The sequence below is a fragment of the Rhodococcus sp. UNC23MFCrub1.1 genome, assembly GCF_000686025.1.
In the GTDB taxonomy this organism is placed as follows: Bacteria; Actinomycetota; Actinomycetes; order Mycobacteriales; family Mycobacteriaceae; genus Rhodococcoides.
Genome location: NZ_JMLQ01000005.1, coordinates 172,934 through 189,830 on the forward strand (window position 1 = coordinate 172,934; position 16,897 = coordinate 189,830).

Genomic DNA, 16,897 nt, shown 5'->3' on the forward strand with positions numbered 1-16,897 from the left:
ATTCAGTCCACTGCCGGTCGGTGGACTGGACTCGAGCAGCGGACGGGCGGACAGACTCGAGACATGAACGCCCGCGACCTCGCACTCCGGACCACCCTGCTCGTGGGTGGCCTCACGCTCTACGGCACGTCGATGGCCATGATGATCACCGGTGGTCTCGGGCTCAACCCGTGGGACGTGTTCCACCAGGGGCTGGCCGCACGGCTCCCGATCAGTTTCGGGGCGATCACGGCGGTGACCGGCGTGATGGTGCTGCTGCTGTGGATCCCGTTGCGTCAGCGGCCGGGCATCGGAACCGTCGCGAACATCGTCATCATCGCAGTGAGCGTCGACCTCGCGCTGGACTGGTTGCCCGAAGTCGCCTCGATCCCGTCACGCGTAGCGCTGCTCACCGGAGGAGTCGTGCTCAACGGTCTCGCCACGGCGGCCTACATCTCGGCCGGCCTGGGCGCGGGTCCGCGCGACGGCCTGATGACAGGACTCGTCGCGCGGAGCGGACTGTCCGTGCGCCTGGTGCGCACGGCCATCGAACTCGCGGTGCTGGGAACCGGATGGCTCCTCGGCGGCACGGCCGGTGTGGGGACGGTGCTGTACGCGCTCGCGATCGGGCCGCTGGTGCACTTCTTCCTCGGCGTGATGCCCCAGAAGTTCACGGCCCAGAAGTTCACGGCCCGGAAGTGCGCGGTGCGAGCAGGAGGAGATCACTCCTCGGTGGAGAGCTCCGAACCGGCCGACAGGATCCCGACCGAGACACCGTAGGGAAGGAAGCGGACCTTGCGATTCGGATCCACGTTGTCCCGGTGGGCACGCAGAGCATCGAGTTCGGTCGCGAAGACCTGATCGACGCTCGCCGACCCGTCGGAGTCGACGGAGTAGACGGCCCACACCCCGTCGCCCTTCTGACCCGTGGTCTCCGGCTCCGGGGTGGACTTGGTCGCGGCGGGCGTGAACATGCCGACCCACGGAGCGCCTCCGCCCGACTGATCGGCCATCTTCATGGCCTGGCCCAGCATGTCCCGCAGGCCCTCGCCCGCTTCGCGAGCGACGCGCTCGAAGTCCTCGGGATCGAAACCGAACTGTCCTTTACCGCTCATGGTGTACCTCGCAGAGTGTGGTGTGACGGGCTTTACTCCCCCAACGACCGGTGAGCTTCATCCGTTCCCGGGTCAGTACGGCGCGGACGGGTACACCATGAAAGCAAGTACCCCTCGACGAACGGACATCACCGCATGACGAAGCTTCTGTACGTGGTCACCGGATCGGATCACTGGACGCTGAAGGACGGAACCGCGCACCCCACCGGGTACTGGGCGGAGGAGCTCGTCGAGTCGCACCGGACCTTCACCGAGGCCGGCTGGGACATCGTCGTCGCGACGCCCGGTGGTGTGACCCCGACCGTCGACGAGGGATCGCTGGCCGTCGAGGCGAACGGCGGCGACGAGGCCAAGGTCGCCGACCTGAAGTCGTACCTGGAGTCGGTGAAGGACGTGCTCGCGTCACCCGCGCGCCTCGAGGACCAGACGGCGTCGTCCTTCGACGCGGTCTTCGTCCCCGGTGGCCACGGTCCGATGGAAGACCTCGCGGTGTCGGACGACTTCGGCGCCCTGGTCACCGAGTTCCTCGACTCGGGCAAGATCGTGTCGGCCGTGTGCCACGCACCCGCCGCGCTGCTGTCGGCGAAGCGCGACGACGGCAGCTGGCCCTTCTCCGGCTACCAGCTCACGGGCTTCACCAACCAGGAGGAGGAGCAGGCCGGACTGGCCGACAACGCGCCCTGGCTGCTCGAGACCCGTCTGCGCGACGGTGGAGCGAGCTTCTCGGCGGCGGATGCCTGGTCGCCCCACGTCATCGTCGACCGCACCGTCTACACCGGCCAGAACCCGGCATCGACCAAGGCATTGGCGGATCGGCTCGTCGCTGCTCTGAGCTGACGGCACCCTCGCTGACTCCCGGCGCCCGCTGACCCTCCCTGCCGCCCCCGCTGACCCTCACTGATCCCCGCTGATCCCCCCGCGAGTACGTCCATACTGTCGCGATTCCGCGCCGGTTCACGACGCTTCGGACGTACTCGCCGGGAGCGGGCGGGCCGGGAGCGGGCGGGGGGGAAGGGGGTCAGACCATCGCGGCTGCAGCCCGCTCGGCGAGGTCGAGCAGCGGTTGCGGGAAGACCCCGAGCACCACGGTGGCGACGGCCGACACGGCGACGGCCACGGTCGCGCCCGTTCCGTGGGTGATCGTCGCCGAGGGTCCCTCCGTTTCGGTGAAGAACAGCACCACGATGACGCGGATGTAGAACGACGCGGCGATGGCACTGCTGACGACGCCGACGATCACCAGCGCGGCACCGCCGTCCTCGAGTGCGGCCTGGAAGACGGCGAACTTGCTTGTGAAGCCGCTCGTCAGCGGGATGCCGGCGAAGGCGAGCAGGAACAGCGCGAAGGCCGCCGCGGTCAGGGGCGACGATCGTCCGAGGCCCGCCCACCGGGACAGTTCGGTGACCTCGCCGCCCTGATCCCGCACGAGGGACACCACGGCGAAGGCGCCGAGTGTGCTGAAGGCGTAGGCCGCGAGATAGAACAGCGTGGCGGACACGCCCGCCGCTCCCGCGGAGACACCCGTGAGGATGAAGCCCGCGTGGGCGATCGACGAGTACGCCAGCATCCGCGTGACGTCGGTCTGCGTCACCGCGATCACGGCTCCCACGAGCATGGTGACGATGGCGACGGCCCACAGCATCGGCCGCCACGCGTCCTGGAGATCGGGCACGCCCACGACGAGAATGCGCAGCAGCGCGCCGAAGGCCGCCACCTTCGTGGCCGAGGCCATGAACGCGGTCACGGGCGTGGGTGCGCCCTGGTACACGTCGGGGATCCACGAATGAAACGGCACCGCACCGACTTTGAACAGCAGGCCGACGGCCACGAGACCGACCCCCAGCACGCCGAGAACCTGGTCCCCGTCGGCCACGTCGGCGATGTCGTCGAGTCGGACGCTGCCCGCGTAGCCGTAGAGCAGCGCCGTGCCGAACAGGAAGAAGGCCGACGAGAACGCTCCGAGGAGGAAGTACTTGAGCGACGCCTCCTGGGACAGCAGACGCCGACGACGCGCGAGACCGCACAGCAGGTACAGCGGGAGCGAGAGCACCTCCAGCGCGACGAACATGCTCAGCAGATCGTTCGAGGCCGGCAACACCATCATGCCGCCGACGGCGAACAGGGTGAGCGGGTAGATCTCGGTACGGGTGACCCGGGCAGTGACGGCACGGGCCTCGGCGACCGTGCCCGGCACCGTGGACGCCGCGGGCGTGAAGGCATCGACCGCAGCCACTTCGGGATGGTCGGACGAGCGATGCGCCATCAGTACGACCGACGCCGCGGACACCGCGACGATGACCCCCTGCAGGAACAGTGTGGGCCCGTCCACGGCCACCGACCCCACCGCGGCGACGGTGCTGGTTCCGGCCAGCGCGACGACGGCGGCGAACGCTGCCGCGAGTGCGCCGAGGGCGAGCACGAGATGGGTGACGCGGCGCCGATCGGCGGGAACGAACGCCTCGACCAGGACGCCGATCACCGCGGCCGCCAGCACGATGATCATGGGCGACAGCAGGCTGTACTCGAGGGACGGGGTGTCGATGGTCATGGCGCGGCCACTCCTGTCTCGAGTTGCTCGACCGATGTGCGTTCGACGGCCGGCGTGAGGATGTCCAGCGCGGGTCTCGGGTACACGCCCAGCGCGATGACGAGCACGAGAAGTGGAGCGACGACGGCGATCTCGCGCGGCACGAGATCGCGGATCCGTTCCGAGCCGGCGGCGACGGGCCCGGTCATCACCCGTTGATACAGCCACAGCACGTAGATCGCCGAGAGCACCAGCGCCGACGCCGCGATCACCGCCGCGACGCCGTAGCGCGGGAACGTTCCCACGAGGACCAGAAATTCGCTGACGAACGGGGCGAGTCCGGGAAGCGACAGAGTGGCCAGTCCGGCGACGAGGAACGTGCCGGCGAGCACGGGCGCCACCTTCTGCACACCCCCGTGGTCGGCGATGACCGCGCTCCCGCGCCGGGTGACGAGGAACCCTGCGACGAGGAACAGTGCGGCCGTGGCGATCCCGTGGTTCACCATGTACAGCGCGGACCCCGCCTGCGACTGGCTCGTCATGGCGAAGATGCCGAGGATGATGAACCCGAAGTGCGAGATGGAGGTGTACGCGATGAGGCGCATGATGTCGGTCGCGCCGATCGCCAGCACCGCGCCGTAGACGATCCCGACGACGGCGAGCGTGATCACCGCCGGCGCGAAGGTCGCCGACGACTCCGGGAACAGCTGCAGGCAGTACCGCAGCATCCCGAAGGTGCCCACCTTGTCGACGACGGCCATCATCAGTACCGCGGTCGCCGGGGTGCTCTCGGTCGCCGCGCCGGGCAACCAGGTGTGCAGCGGCCACAGCGGCGCCTTCACGGCGAAGGCCACGAGGAATCCCAGGAACAGCGCGTTCAGCACGCCGGGCGAGGCGCCGAGTTCGCCGGCCGCCGCGGCGTCCGCGATGGCGCGCAGGTCGAACGTGCCCGCCGAGAAGGGACTCGCATCCGAGGCGGTGACGACGTACAGGCCGATGACGGCCGCCAGCATGACGAGCCCGCCCGCGAGGTTGTAAAGCAGGAAGGTCACCGCGGCGGAACGCGCTCGTCCGGCATCACGGCCGAAGCCGCCGATGAGGAAGTACATCGGCACGAGCATGGCCTCGAAGAAGAGGTAGAAGAGCAGGATGTCGAGGGAGACGAACGAGACCATGACCATCGACTCGACGACGAGGATCAACGCGACGTAGGTGTGGGTGCGGCGTGAGCGCGACGCGGGCGGGGTGTCGTTCCACCCGGCCAGCAGGAGGATCGGGACCAGGACAGCGGTCAGCAGTACGAGAGTCAGTGCGATGCCGTCGATCCCGAGTGTGTAGCCCGCACCGAAGCTGGGGATCCACTCGTGCTCCTCCACGAACTGGTATCCCGGCGCGCCCGCCTCGAACCCGATCGCACACAGCACGGCGAGGATGAGCACGACGCACGATGTCGTGAGTCCCACCGCGCGGGCGGCCGCAGACCGGGTGGGCGGCACGGCGATCACTGCCAGCGCTCCGATCAGCGGGAGGAGCCAGAGCGCGCTCAGCACGGGAAGGTCGGTCATCGCGTCACTCCCAGTGCCACGGTCAGGGCGACGACCACCAGGACGGCCCCGGCGAACATCGAGAGGGCGTACGACCGGACGAACCCGTTCTGCCACCGGCGTAGTCGTGTGGAGGACTCCCGGACCGCGGTGGCGACGGCACCCACCACTCCCTCGACGCCGACGCGGTCGGCGGTGACCACCGCGGCGGTCGCCCGCTGACCCGGCCGCATGAAGACGGCCTCGTTCACCGCGTCTCCGTACAGATCTCGGCGGGCGGCCGCGGTGAGGACCGACCCCGTGGGTGCGGTCATCGGGATCGCCGATCGGCCGTACATGCGCACGGCCACGCCCACTCCCGAGGCGACGGTCACCAGCACCGCGAGGGTGACGGCCCACGCGGGTACGAGGTGTGCGGGGTCGTGTTCACCGACGACCGGGGCGAGCCATCCCTCCAATCGGGCGCCGATCGCGAGAAGCGCACCGGCACCGACGGATCCGACGGCCAGCACGATCATCGGGCCGGTCATGCTCGCGGGTGCCTCGTGCGGGTGGACTCCGCTCCGCCACCGCCGCTCGCCGAAGAACGTGAGGATCATGACCCGCGTCATGTAGAACGCTGTCAGTCCCGCGCCGACCAAGGTGGCCGCGCCGAGCGCCGCACCCTTCGCACCGCCGGCGTCGATCGCGGCCTCGATGATGCCGTCCTTCGAGAAGAACCCCGAGAACGGTGGGACACCGATGATGGCGAGATAGGCCAGCCCGAACGTCACGTAGGTGATCGGCAGGACGGTGCGCAGTCCGCCGTACCGCCGCATGTCCGTCTCGTCGTTCGTCGCGTGCATCACGGACCCCGCGCCGAGGAACAGGCCGGCCTTGAAGAATCCGTGCGTGAGCAGGTGCAGGATCGCGACCGCGTACCCGGCGGGGCCGAGACCGGCCGCGAGCACCATGTACCCGATCTGGCTCATCGTCGACGCTGCCAGAGCCTTCTTGATGTCGTCCTTCGCGCAGCCGATGACGGCCCCGAAGAGCAGCGTCACGGCGCCGACCAGCACGACGACGTTCTGGGCGGCCGGGGACGCCTCGAAGACGGGCCCGGACCGGACGACGAGGTACACACCGGCGGTGACCATCGTCGCGGCGTGGATGAGCGCCGAGACGGGCGTCGGGCCCTCCATCGCGTCGCCCAGCCACGATTGCAGCGGCACCTGCGCCGACTTGCCGCACGCGGCGAGCAGGAGGACGAGGCCGAGGGCGGTCGCGGTGCCATCGCCCATGCCGTCGACCCCGGCGAACACGTCGTCGTACGAGACGGATCCGACGGACGAGATCATGATCATCAGCGCGACGGCCAGTCCGATGTCGCCGACACGATTGACGACGAACGCCTTGCGTGCGGCCGAGGCCGCCGACGGCCGGGTGGACCAGAATCCGATCAACAGGTACGACGCGAGGCCCACGCCCTCCCATCCGACGTACAGGCCGAGGAAGTTGTCCGCCATGACCAGCAGCAGCATCGCGGCCACGAACAGATTGAGGTACGCGAAGAATCGGCGGCGCGCGGGATCGTCCCGCATGTACCCGATCGAGTACACGTGGATGAGGGTTCCGACGCCGGTGATGAGCAGGACGAAGCACACCGACAGCTGGTCGAGGCGGAGACCGAACTCGATCTGCAGCGACTCGACCGGAACGTAGGTGAAGACCGTCTGCGAGAGCGCGCGGTCCTCCGCCGCCCGCCCGGCCATGTCGACGAAGGCGACGACGGCCAGCGCGAACGACGCGAGCATCGCCGCGCACGCGAGGAGGTGGCCCCACGCATCGCTCCGGCGTCCACCCAGCAGCAGCACGACGGCTCCGGCGAGGGGAATGAGCGGCAGCAGAACCAGAGTCGTCGCCATGTCAGTACTTCAACAGACTGTCGTCGTCGACCGAGACCGATCGACGAGAGCGGAAGATCGCCATGATGACGGCCAGACCCACCACCACCTCGGCGGCGGCGACGACCATCGTGAAGAACGCGAAGACCTGTCCGTCCAGGCTTCCGTGCATCCGCGAGAACGTCACGAAGGCCAGGTTCGCGGCGTTGAGCATCAGCTCGATGCACATGAAGACGACGATGGCGTTGCGGCGCAGGAGGACACCGGCGGCGCCGATGGTGAACAGGGCCGCGGACAGGTACAGGTAGTACTCCGGGTTCATCGGCTCGGCCCGTCGCGGAACTGCCGACTGACCGACGACTCGGCGTCGCTGCCGTCGGGGAGACGAGCGGGCCGGTCCACACCGTTGTGGCGTGCGTAGACACCCGGGCTCGGCAGCGGTGTCACGCGGTCTCCGAAGCGGAACCTGTCCTGCGACAGCTCCTTCTGGGTTCTGGTCCGGCCGACGGCGTCCCGGTGGGTCAGCACCATGGCACCGATCGTGGCAGTGATGAGCAGCGCTCCGGTGAGCTCGAAGGCCCACACGTAGCGCACGAACACCAGCTCGGCGAGCCCCTCGACGTTCGCCGGCGACTGCGCGGTGAAGCCGCGGAAGTCGCTCAGCGCGGCATTGCCGAGCCCCCCGATCAGCAGGACACCGAATCCGAGACCCACGACGATGGCCGCGATGCGGTGCCCCCGTAGCGATTCGACGAGCGAGTCCGACGAGTCCACCCCCACGAGCATGAGTACGAAGAGGAAGAGCATCATCACGGCGCCGGTGTAGACCACGATCTGGACGACACCGAGGAAGACGGCACCCTGGACGATGTAGAAGATCGCGAGCACCACCATCGTCGATGCCAGGAACAGAGCCGAGTACACGGCTTTCGCCGACGCCACGACGCCCAGCGCGCCGATGAGAGCGAGCGGGGCGAGGATCCAGAAGGCGATGGCCTCGGAGGTCGAGACGATCATCGGTCCGCCTCCCGCCGGGCGATGACGGCCCCGCGGTAGTAGTCCTCGTCGGTGGCGCCGTCGGCCATGGCGTGCGGGGGCGCGTCCATCCCCTCGGCGAGCGAGGCCAACAGATCGGTCTTCTCGTAGATCAGATCGGCGCGGTTGTCGTCGGCCATCTCGTACTCGTTGGTCATGGTCAGGGCGCGGGTGGGGCACGCCTCGATGCACAGACCGCACCCGATGCACCGCAGGTAGTTGATCTGGTAGACGCGCCCGTACCGTTCGCCGGGCGAGTACCGCTCGGTCTCCGTGTTGTCGGCGCCCTCGACGTAGATGGCGTCGGCGGGGCACGCCCACGCGCACAGTTCGCAGCCGATGCACTTCTCCAGGCCGTCCGCGTAGCGATTCAGCTGGTGACGGCCGTGGTACCGCGTCGCCGTCGGTACCTTCTCCTCCGGATACGACTCGGTCTCCGGCTTCTTGAACATGGTGGCGAAGGTGACGCCGAAACCCGCGACAGGTCCCAGGAATTCAGGCATCGGTCGTCTCCTTGGTGATGGGTCGAGGGCGTGCCGGACCGGGTGAGCGGTCCGGCATCGGAGGCACGGGGAACCCGCCCGCCGCGGCATCGACCCCCTGCTGGTCCGCCGTCGCACCGGAGTGGGTCCGTTCCAGGCGCCCACGCCGTAGCGTCCGGGCGAGCACGGCGATCAGGGCGGCGGTGTAGACCAGTGACACCACCACGGTGACCGGGCGGACGTGCGGGGAGTCGAGGAGGAGGACGCGCACGGCCGCGATGACCATGATCCACAGCAGCGCAGCGGGAATGAGCACCTTCCACCCGAAGTTCATGAACTGGTCGTAGCGCAGGCGTGGCAGGGTGCTGCGGAGCCAGACGAAGACGAACAGGAAGCCCCACACCTTGATCGTGAACCAGAGAACGGGCCACCAGCCCTGATTGGCGCCGTCCCACAGGCTGATCGGGAAGGGGGCGCGCCAGCCGCCGAGAAAAAGCGTGGTCGCGAGCGCCGAGACGGTGACCATGTTCACGTACTCCGCGAGCATGAACATGGCGAACCGGAGCGAGGAGTACTCGGTGTGGAATCCGCCGACCAGTTCGCCCTCCGCCTCGGGGAGATCGAACGGCGCACGGTTGGTCTCGCCCACCATCGAGGTGATGTAGACGAGGAACGACGGCAGCAGCATCACGACGAACCACAGGCGCTCCTGCGAGGCGACGATGCCGGACGTCGACATGGTGCCCGCGTAGAGGAACACGGCCGCGAAGCTCAGGCCCATGGCCACCTCGTACGAGATCACCTGCGCGGTCGAGCGCAGTGCTCCCAGAAGCGGATACGTGGAACCGGACGACCACCCGGCCAGGACGATGCCGTACACACCGATCGAGGTCACGGCCAGGATGTAGAGCACCGCGACGGGCATGTCGGTCAGCTGGAGCGGGGTGATGTGCCCGAACACCGACACGGTGGGGCCGAACGGGATCACGGCGAAGGCCATGAAGGCGGGGACGACCGAGATGATCGGTGCCAGCAGGTAGATCGGACGGTCCACGCCCCTCGGGACGATCCCCTCCTTCAGGGCGAGCTTCACACCGTCAGCGAGGCTCTGCAGGATGCCCCACGGCCCGACCCTGTTGGGGCCGATGCGCATCTGCATCCAGGCCATGACCTTGCGCTCGGCGTAGATCGCGATGAGCGGTGTCAGCACGAGGAAGCCGAAGACGGCGAGCGCCTTGGCGACGACCAGCCACAGTGGGTCGATCCCGAAGACGGAGAGGTCGGTCATGACGGTGCTCCTGCCGAGAGACGCACGGCGGCACCGGGTGCGACGTGGAGGGTCGCACTCACTCGGGACGGTGCCGAGTTCCACGGCAGCCACACCACGTGGTCCGGCATGGCGGTGACGCGGAGCGGGAGCGTGATCGACCCCGAGTCGGTGGAGACGGTCAGTGGCTCACCGTCGGACACCCCGGTGTCGGCCGCGGTCGCGGGCGACAGCCGGGCGACGGGGGTCCGCGCCGTGCCGGCGAGATCGGTCTCCCCGTCCTGCATCCGCCCGGCGTCGAGCAGCATCCGCCAGCCGGCCAGTACGGCGGTTCCTGCGCCGAGGGCGGTCGGTGCCGCGCTGCCGCGGTCCGGAACGTCGGGGGATCCGGGTGCCGACCCGGCCGCGTCGAGTTCGCGGCGTGCCGCGTCGGCGTCCGGCAGTCGGAGGCGGTGACCCATCTCGGTGGCGATCGCGTCGAGGACCCGCAGGTCGGCCATCATGGACGGCGTCGGGAGTGCTGCTCCGAACGTGCGCCGGCGGCCTTCCCAGGTGGTGAACGATCCGGCTTTCTGCGCGACGGCGGCGACCGGGAACACGACGTCGGCCCGGTCGGTCACCTCGCTGCTGCGCAGATCCAGTGCGACGACGAAGGGGGCTCGGTCGAGCGCGGCGCGGGCCGCGTCGGGATCGGGGAGGTCGTCGAGCTCGACACCGGCCACGACGAGCGCGCGGAGGTCGGCGCCGAGGATGCCGACCGTGTCCCGGCCCGGTGTCGCCGGCAGATCGTCGACACCCCACGCCGCGGCCACCGCGTGCCGAGCCGCGGGGTCGCCCACCCGGCGACCTCCGTGCAGGAGGGTGGGGAACGCACCCGAGTCGAGGGCGCCGCGGTCACCGGCACGGCGGGGGATCCACGCGACGCGGGCGCCGGTGTTGTCGGCGGTGCGCGCGACCGCGGCGAGGGTGCCGGGGCTCGACGCCGCGCGCTCGCCGACGAGGATCACCGCGCCCGGCACGCGCAGCTGGTCGAGCACGTCCGGGTCCGCCAGCCCCGCGGCCTCCGTCCCCGGCACCGTGGGACGCACGTCGGCTCTCAGCTTCGTGCTGCCGGGCGACGCGAAGGGCGCCAGTGTCAGTACGCGAGTGTGTCCCCCGCGCACTGCCTTCCGCAGGCGGAGGAAGACGATGGGGCTCTCCTCCTCCGGTTCGAAGGACACGAGGACGACGATCGGTGCGGCCTCGAGTGCGGCGTACGTGACGTCGATCCCGCGGCCGGCCACCCGAGCGGACAGGAAGTCGGTCTCCTCCTCGGACGTCGGGCGGGCTCGGAAGTCGATGTCGTTGGTACCCAGCGCGATCCGCGCGAACTTGCTGTAGGCGTACGCGTCCTCGACGGTGAGACGGCCCCCGGTGAGCACGCCGGCGTGTCCGCGAGCCTCCGCCAGGCCCCGAGCGGCCACCGCCAGGGCCTCCGACCACGACGCGGGCTCGAGGGTGGTTCCGCGTCGGACCAGCGGGGTGTCGAGGCGATCGGGCAGCGTGCCGTACGCGAACGCCCAGCGGCCCTTGTCGCAGCTCCATTCCTCGTTGACCTCGGGATCGTCGCCGGCCAACCGACGCAACACCTTTCCGCGGCGATGGTCCGTGCGCTGGGCGCACCCACTGGAGCAGTGCTCGCAGACGCTGGGAGTCGACACCAGGTCGAAGGGCCGCGCGCGGAATCGGTAGGCGGTGTTGGTGAGTGCACCCACCGGACAGATCTGCACGGTGTTGCCGGAGAAGTACGACTCGAACGGCTCGGCGCCGTAGATGCCGACCTGTTGCAGCGCACCGCGTTCGAGCAGATCGATGAACGGGTCACCGGCGATCTGCTCGGAGAAGCGCGTGCACCGGGCGCAGAGGACGCACCGCTCCCGGTCGAGCAGGACCTCGGTCGACAGGGGGATCGGCTTGGGATACGTGCGTTTGGTCTCCGTGAAGCGCGACTCGGTGCGGCCGGTGGACATGGCCTGGTTCTGCAGCGGGCACTCGCCACCCTTGTCGCACACCGGGCAGTCCAGCGGATGGTTGATCAGGAGCAGTTCCATCACTCCGCGCTGCGCCTTCTCGGCGATTTCCGAGCTGTGCTGCGTCCGGATCACCATGCCGTCGGACACCGTGGTGGTGCACGACGCCAGGGGCTTGCGTTGACCCTCGACGTCGACCAGGCACTGCCGGCACGCGCCGACCGGGTCGAGCAGCGGGTGGTCGCAGAACCGCGGGATCTGCACACCGAGCATCTCGGCCGCCCGGATCACCAGGGTGCCTTTCGGGACCGACATCGGGACGCCGTCGAGGGTGATGTCCACCGTCGTCTCGGCGCGCGCGCCGTCGTTCTGCACCGTGGTCATGTCAGTTGTCCTGCCATCAGGGTGGAGAGGTGCGGATCGAAGGGGCATCCACCCTGCTCCACGTGCGCCACGTACTCGTCCCGGAAGTGGGCGATCGACGAGACGATGGGGCTGGCCGCCCCGTCTCCCAACGCGCAGAACGACTTTCCCAGGATGCTGTCGGCGACGTCGAGCAGCTTCTGCAGGTCACCCTCCGATCCGGTACCGTTCTCGAGGCGCGCGAGTATCTGCACCAGCCAGTAGGTGCCCTCGCGGCAGGGGGTGCATTTCCCGCACGATTCGTGCGCGTAGAACTCGCTCCAGCGACGGACCGCGCGGACCACGCAGGTCGTCTCGTCGAAGATCTGGAGTGCTTTCGTGCCGAGCATCGATCCCGCGGCGCTCACACCCTCGTAGTCGAGCGGGACGTCGAGGTGCTCGGCCGTGAAGATCGGGGTGGAGGATCCGCCGGGTGTCCAGAACTTCAGCGTGTGCCCGGCGCGGACACCGCCCGCGTGCTCGAGCAACTCGCGCAACGTGATGCCGAGCGGCGCCTCGTACTGTCCGGGGCGGATGACGTGGCCGGAGAGGGAGTACAGCGTGAAGCCGGGTGACTTCTCACTGCCCATCGAGCGGAACCACTGCGTCCCGCGCGCCAGGACCGTCGGCACACTCGCGATGGACTCGACGTTGTTGACGACGGTGGGGCTCGCGTAGAGGCCCGCCACGGCGGGGAACGGTGGCCGCAGCCGGGGCTGGCCGCGGCGCCCCTCGAGAGAGTCGAGCAGTGCGGTCTCCTCGCCGCAGATGTAGGCGCCCGCCCCCGCATGGACGACGAGGTCCAGATCGAACCCGGAGCCCTGGATGTCCGTGCCCAGGTACCCCGCGGCGTAGGCCTCGGCGACCGCGGCCTGCAGCCGCCGCAGCGCCGGCACCACCTCACCGCGGAGGTAGACGAACGCGTGCGACGAGCGGATGGCGTACGCCGCGATCACGATGCCCTCGACCAGCGCGTGGGGTGTGGCCATCAGCAGCGGCATGTCCTTGCACGTGCCCGGCTCCGATTCGTCGGCGTTCACCACCAGGTAGTGCGGCACGGTCTGGTCCGCGGGTGTCGGGCCGTCCTGGGGGATGAAGCTCCACTTCGTGCCGGTGGGGAAGCCGGCGCCGCCGCGACCACGCAGGCCGGAGTCCTTGACCGTGCCGATCACCTCGTCGGGTGTCATCGCCAGGGCTGCGGCGAGACCGTCGTACCCGCCGTGGCGGCGGTAGGTGTCCAGAGTCCAGGACTCGGGCTCGTCCCAGTAGCGGCTCAGAACCGGGGTGAGTGTCACGGCCGGGCCTCCTTCGCTGCAGTGCCGTCCGGGCGGGGCACATCGGCCGACGGGGCGGGCGCGGGCTTGTCCGGGGTGGAGTCCGTCGGTGGCTCGGCTGCCGCCGCCGCGTCGGGTTCCGCGTGATCGGGGGCGCGCATGTCCTTCTCCCGCGCGACACGCAGGCCTGCCAGCGTCGCCTCGCCTGCGGTCGGTGCGTCGAGCGCGCCGGGCCGGGTGTCAGGGAAGCCCGCCAGGATGCGCGAGGTCTCGCGGAAGGTGCACAGGGTCGCACCGCGCGTCGGGGTGACCGGGCGCCCGGCGCGGAGTTCGTCGACCAGCGTGCGCGCCGACTCGGGAGTCTGGTTGTCGAAGAACTCCCAGTTCACCATCACCACCGGTGCGTAGTCGCAGGCGGCGTTGCACTCGATGTGTTCGAGCGTCACGGTGCCGTCCGTGACGCCGTCGAGGTGGTCGACGAGGGCCTCGTGAATGGCGTCCCCGCCCATCACGGCGCAGAGAGTGTTGGTGCACACGCCGACGAGGTAGTCGCCTGTCGGCTCGCGGCGGTACATCGAGTAGAACGTCGCCACCGCAGCGACCTCGGCACCCGTGAGGTCGAGTGTGTGCGAACAGAAGTCGATCCCGGCGGGGGTGAGGTACCCGTCCTCGGCCTGGAGCAGATGAAGGATCGGGATGATCGCGGACCGGGCGCGCGGGTAGCGGGCCACGATGGTGGCGGCGTCCGCCTCGAGGCGAGCCAGCACGTCCTCGGGGTAGGTCCGCCGGGCGCCTGGTCGCACGAGTTGGACGCGTTCCTCCGGACGGGGTCCGAAGGGTATCGCCACCGGTTCCCGTGCGCTCATCGGTCCACCCCACCCATCACGGGATCGATGCTCGCCACGGACGCGATCACGTCGGACACCATGCCGCCCTCGCACATCGCCGCGACGGCCTGCAGATTGGTGAACGACGGGTCCCGGAAGTGCACCCGGTAGGGCCGGGATCCACCGTCGGAGACCATGTGCACACCCAGCTCGCCGCGGGGTGACTCCACCGCGACGTAGACCTGTCCCTCGGGCACGCGGATGCCCTCGGTGACGAGCTTGAAATGGTGGATCAGCGATTCCATCGATCCGTCCATGATCTTCTGCACGTGCTCGCGGGAGTTGCCCAGTCCGTCGGGGCCCGAGACCAGGTCCGCAGGCCACGCGATCTTCTTGTCCGACACCATCACGGGCCCCGGCGCCAGTCGGTCGAGGCACTGTTCGACGATCTTCAGCGACTCGCTCATCTCGTCGACACGGATGAGATACCGCGCGTAGCAGTCACTCTCCTGTTCGGTGATCACGTCGAACTCGTAGGTCTCGTAGCCGCAGTAGGGCTCCGCGCGACGGAGATCGTGGGGCAAGCCCGTGGCACGCAGCACCGGACCGGTGATCCCGAGTGCCATGCACCCGGTGAGATCGAGGTACCCGATGCCGCGGGTCCGACCCTTCCAGATGGGGTTGTCGTCCAGCATCGCGCTCATGTCGCGCAGGCGGATCGGCAACAGGTGCAGCAGGTCCCGGATCTTCGGCACGGCGTCGTCGGGCAGGTCCATCGCCAGCCCGCCCGGCCGGACGAACGCGTGATTCATCCGCAGGCCCGTGATCGTCTCGAAGATGTCGAGGATCAGTTCACGTTCCCGGAATCCGAAGAGCATGGCGGTGACCGCGCCGAGCTCCATGCCGCCGGTGGCCAGAGCGACCAGGTGCGAGGAGATGCGGTTGAGTTCCATCAGCAACACCCGGATCACGGTCGCGCGTTCCGGCACGTCGTCGCTGATGCCGAGCAGCTTCTCCACGCCGAGGCAGTACGCCGTCTCGTTGAAGAAGGGCGACAGGTAGTCCATCCGCGTCACGTAGGTGACGCCCTGCGTCCAGTTCCGGTACTCGAGGTTCTTCTCGATACCGGTGTGCAGGTAGCCGATTCCGCACCGCGCCTCGGTGACGGTCTCCCCCTCGATCTCGAGGATGAGGCGGAGGACCCCGTGCGTGGAGGGGTGCTGCGGTCCCATGTTGACGACGATGCGCTCCTCACCGGCGGTGCCGGCCAGGTCGACGATCTCGTCCCAGTCCTGGCCCGACGCGGTGTAGACGGTCGGCGTGGTGTGATCCTTCTCGAGTGTCATCAGTTGTACGACCTGCGCTGATCGGGGGGCGCGATCCGCGCGCCCTTGAACTCCACCGGGATGCCGCCCAGCGGGTAGTCCTTGCGTTGCGGGTGCCCCACCCAGTCGTCGGGCATCTCGATGCGTGTCAGGGACGGGTGCCCGTCGAACTCGATGCCGAAGAAGTCGTACGTCTCGCGCTCGTGCCAGTCGGTGGTGGGGTAGATGCCGCACAGCGACGGAATGTGCGGGTCGGACTCCGGCACTGACACTTCGAGACGCAACCGACGACCGTGCGTGATGGACTGCAGATGGTAGACGGCGTGCAGCTCGCGTCCGGTCTCGCCGGGCTGGTGGACGCCACTGACGCCGAGACACAGTTCGAAGCGGAGTGCCTGATCGTCGCGTAGCGCGGACGCGACAGCGGGCAGGTGCGTACGCGCGATGTGCAGAGTCAGCTCACCGCGGTGCAGCACGGCACGCTCGACGGCGTCGTCCCAACGTTCGCCCCGAGCCGCGAGCGCCGACTCCAGTGCGTCCGCCATGACGTCGTGGTCCCCACCGAACGGTCGACTCGCGTTGTCGTGTCGGGGTTTCGGCGGCGCCAGTCGGCCGTAACCCGACGTGTCGCCCGAACCGCGCACTCCGAACATGCCCCGCGCTCTCATCGCAGCAGCGTCTTCGCGTCGATGACGGACGGAGAACTCAGCGCGGCCTTCTCGGTCTCGGCGATGGCCCTCTCGCGGTCGACGCCCAGCGGCATCGCCTGGATCGACGCGTGCAACTGCAGGATGGCGTTGATCAGCATCTCGGGCCGCGGCGGACAACCGGGCAGATAGATGTCGACCGGTACCACGTGGTCGACGCCCTGCACGATGGCGTAGTTGTTGAACATTCCTCCCGAAGACGCGCAGACACCCATCGCCAGAACCCATTTCGGCTCGGCCATCTGGTCGTACACCTGCCGGAGCACCGGTGCCATCTTCTGGCTCACCCGTCCCGCGACGATCATGAGATCGGCCTGGCGGGGGGAGGCGCGGAAGGCCTCCATACCGAATCGGGCGAGATCGAACCGGCCGGACGTCGTCGACATCATCTCGATCGCACAGCACGCCAGTCCGAAGGTCGCGGGCCACAGAGACCCCTTGCGGGCGAAGCCGGCGAGGCCTTCGACAGTGGTCAGCAGGAAGCCGCTCGGCAGCTTCTCTTCCAATCCCATGCGATCACT

The 16,897-nt window shown here is 69.0% G+C and carries 16 protein-coding genes; 2 read left to right on the plus strand and 14 right to left on the minus strand.

What is annotated here, in order from left to right; all coding sequences use genetic code 11:
* Nucleotides 1-63 precede the first annotated feature (63 nt).
* Complete coding sequence (gene yczE, locus BR07_RS24665) at nt 64-759, plus strand: membrane protein YczE (RefSeq protein ID WP_081821313.1); 696 nt, start codon at nt 64-66, stop codon at nt 757-759.
* On the opposite strand, the gene BR07_RS0114275 is transcribed toward yczE, so the two are convergent.
* Nucleotides 702-1,094: a hypothetical protein gene (locus tag BR07_RS0114275; RefSeq protein ID WP_027506026.1), complete on the minus strand. Its 393-nt coding sequence runs from the start codon at nt 1,092-1,094 to the stop codon at nt 702-704. The genes yczE and BR07_RS0114275 overlap by 58 nt on opposite strands.
* Before the next feature lie 135 nt (nt 1,095-1,229).
* On the opposite strand from BR07_RS0114275, the gene BR07_RS0114280 reads away from it, so the two are divergent.
* Complete coding sequence (locus BR07_RS0114280) at nt 1,230-1,931, plus strand: type 1 glutamine amidotransferase domain-containing protein (protein ID WP_027506027.1); 702 nt, start codon at nt 1,230-1,232, stop codon at nt 1,929-1,931.
* 181 nt (nt 1,932-2,112) lie between these two features.
* Here the strand turns inward: BR07_RS0114280 and nuoN are convergent, their stop codons facing one another.
* Genes nuoN through BR07_RS0114345 form a run of 13 tightly spaced genes read right to left on the minus strand, consistent with a single transcriptional unit; the run spans nt 2,113 to nt 16,888 of the window.
* The gene (nuoN, locus tag BR07_RS0114285) at nt 2,113-3,642 is read right to left on the minus strand and encodes an NADH-quinone oxidoreductase subunit NuoN (RefSeq protein WP_027506028.1); all 1,530 of its coding nucleotides are present in this window, start codon (nt 3,640-3,642) and stop codon (nt 2,113-2,115) included.
* Nucleotides 3,639-5,186 carry an NADH-quinone oxidoreductase subunit M gene (locus BR07_RS0114290; RefSeq protein ID WP_027506029.1) on the minus strand — a complete coding sequence of 516 codons (1,548 nt, stop codon included), beginning with the start codon at nt 5,184-5,186 and terminating at the stop codon, nt 3,639-3,641. Before BR07_RS0114290 ends, nuoN begins: the two co-directional genes overlap by 4 nt.
* Nucleotides 5,183-7,069 carry an NADH-quinone oxidoreductase subunit L gene (gene nuoL / locus BR07_RS0114295; protein WP_027506030.1) on the minus strand — a complete coding sequence of 629 codons (1,887 nt, stop codon included), beginning with the start codon at nt 7,067-7,069 and terminating at the stop codon, nt 5,183-5,185. Before nuoL ends, BR07_RS0114290 begins: the two co-directional genes overlap by 4 nt.
* A gap of 1 nt (nt 7,070) precedes the next feature.
* A complete protein-coding gene (gene nuoK, locus BR07_RS0114300) occupies nt 7,071-7,370 on the minus strand; it encodes an NADH-quinone oxidoreductase subunit NuoK (protein ID WP_027506031.1) in 300 nt (99 codons plus the stop codon).
* Nucleotides 7,367-8,065 carry an NADH-quinone oxidoreductase subunit J gene (locus BR07_RS24670; protein ID WP_051613412.1) on the minus strand — a complete coding sequence of 233 codons (699 nt, stop codon included), beginning with the start codon at nt 8,063-8,065 and terminating at the stop codon, nt 7,367-7,369. The genes nuoK and BR07_RS24670 overlap by 4 nt, the downstream gene beginning before the upstream one ends.
* A complete protein-coding gene (gene nuoI / locus BR07_RS0114310; protein WP_027506032.1) occupies nt 8,062-8,586 on the minus strand; it encodes an NADH-quinone oxidoreductase subunit NuoI in 525 nt (174 codons plus the stop codon). Before nuoI ends, BR07_RS24670 begins: the two co-directional genes overlap by 4 nt.
* Nucleotides 8,579-9,853 (minus strand): NADH-quinone oxidoreductase subunit NuoH, encoded by a 1,275-nt coding sequence (gene nuoH / locus BR07_RS24675; RefSeq protein ID WP_051613413.1) that lies wholly within the window; start codon nt 9,851-9,853, stop codon nt 8,579-8,581. Before nuoH ends, nuoI begins: the two co-directional genes overlap by 8 nt.
* Nucleotides 9,850-12,225: an NADH-quinone oxidoreductase subunit G gene (locus BR07_RS0114320; protein WP_051613414.1), complete on the minus strand. Its 2,376-nt coding sequence runs from the start codon at nt 12,223-12,225 to the stop codon at nt 9,850-9,852. The genes nuoH and BR07_RS0114320 overlap by 4 nt, the downstream gene beginning before the upstream one ends.
* Nucleotides 12,222-13,538, minus strand: coding sequence for an NADH-quinone oxidoreductase subunit NuoF (gene nuoF / locus BR07_RS0114325; protein WP_027506034.1), 1,317 nt, complete (start codon nt 13,536-13,538; stop codon nt 12,222-12,224). The genes BR07_RS0114320 and nuoF overlap by 4 nt, the downstream gene beginning before the upstream one ends.
* Complete coding sequence (gene nuoE / locus BR07_RS24680) at nt 13,535-14,383, minus strand: NADH-quinone oxidoreductase subunit NuoE (protein ID WP_081821314.1); 849 nt, start codon at nt 14,381-14,383, stop codon at nt 13,535-13,537. The genes nuoF and nuoE overlap by 4 nt, the downstream gene beginning before the upstream one ends.
* Nucleotides 14,380-15,690: an NADH dehydrogenase (quinone) subunit D gene (gene nuoD / locus BR07_RS0114335; protein ID WP_027506035.1), complete on the minus strand. Its 1,311-nt coding sequence runs from the start codon at nt 15,688-15,690 to the stop codon at nt 14,380-14,382. The genes nuoE and nuoD overlap by 4 nt, the downstream gene beginning before the upstream one ends.
* Nucleotides 15,690-16,337, minus strand: a complete 648-nt coding sequence (locus BR07_RS0114340; protein WP_027506036.1) for an NADH-quinone oxidoreductase subunit C — start codon at nt 16,335-16,337, stop codon at nt 15,690-15,692. Before BR07_RS0114340 ends, nuoD begins: the two co-directional genes overlap by 1 nt.
* Nucleotides 16,334-16,888, minus strand: coding sequence for a NuoB/complex I 20 kDa subunit family protein (locus tag BR07_RS0114345; protein ID WP_027506037.1), 555 nt, complete (start codon nt 16,886-16,888; stop codon nt 16,334-16,336). Before BR07_RS0114345 ends, BR07_RS0114340 begins: the two co-directional genes overlap by 4 nt.
* Nucleotides 16,889-16,897: the final 9 nt, after the last annotated feature.

Coding starts and splice junctions, on each gene's coding strand:
- nuoN (WP_027506028.1), bottom strand. CDS start 3,642: ATGACCATCGACACCCCGTCCCTCGAGTACAGCCTGCTGTCGCCCATG.
- BR07_RS0114320 (WP_051613414.1), bottom strand. CDS start 12,225: ATGACCACGGTGCAGAACGACGGCGCGCGCGCCGAGACGACGGTGGAC.
- nuoD (WP_027506035.1), bottom strand. CDS start 15,690: ATGACACTCGAGAAGGATCACACCACGCCGACCGTCTACACCGCGTCG.
- nuoL (WP_027506030.1), bottom strand. CDS start 7,069: ATGGCGACGACTCTGGTTCTGCTGCCGCTCATTCCCCTCGCCGGAGCC.
- BR07_RS0114275 (WP_027506026.1), bottom strand. CDS start 1,094: ATGAGCGGTAAAGGACAGTTCGGTTTCGATCCCGAGGACTTCGAGCGC.
- yczE (WP_081821313.1), top strand. CDS start 64: ATGAACGCCCGCGACCTCGCACTCCGGACCACCCTGCTCGTGGGTGGC.
- nuoH (WP_051613413.1), bottom strand. CDS start 9,853: ATGACCGACCTCTCCGTCTTCGGGATCGACCCACTGTGGCTGGTCGTC.
- BR07_RS0114340 (WP_027506036.1), bottom strand. CDS start 16,337: ATGAGAGCGCGGGGCATGTTCGGAGTGCGCGGTTCGGGCGACACGTCG.
- nuoI (WP_027506032.1), bottom strand. CDS start 8,586: ATGCCTGAATTCCTGGGACCTGTCGCGGGTTTCGGCGTCACCTTCGCC.
- BR07_RS24670 (WP_051613412.1), bottom strand. CDS start 8,065: ATGATCGTCTCGACCTCCGAGGCCATCGCCTTCTGGATCCTCGCCCCG.
- nuoK (WP_027506031.1), bottom strand. CDS start 7,370: ATGAACCCGGAGTACTACCTGTACCTGTCCGCGGCCCTGTTCACCATC.
- nuoE (WP_081821314.1), bottom strand. CDS start 14,383: ATGAGCGCACGGGAACCGGTGGCGATACCCTTCGGACCCCGTCCGGAG.
- BR07_RS0114345 (WP_027506037.1), bottom strand. CDS start 16,888: ATGGGATTGGAAGAGAAGCTGCCGAGCGGCTTCCTGCTGACCACTGTC.
- BR07_RS0114280 (WP_027506027.1), top strand. CDS start 1,230: ATGACGAAGCTTCTGTACGTGGTCACCGGATCGGATCACTGGACGCTG.
- BR07_RS0114290 (WP_027506029.1), bottom strand. CDS start 5,186: ATGACCGACCTTCCCGTGCTGAGCGCGCTCTGGCTCCTCCCGCTGATC.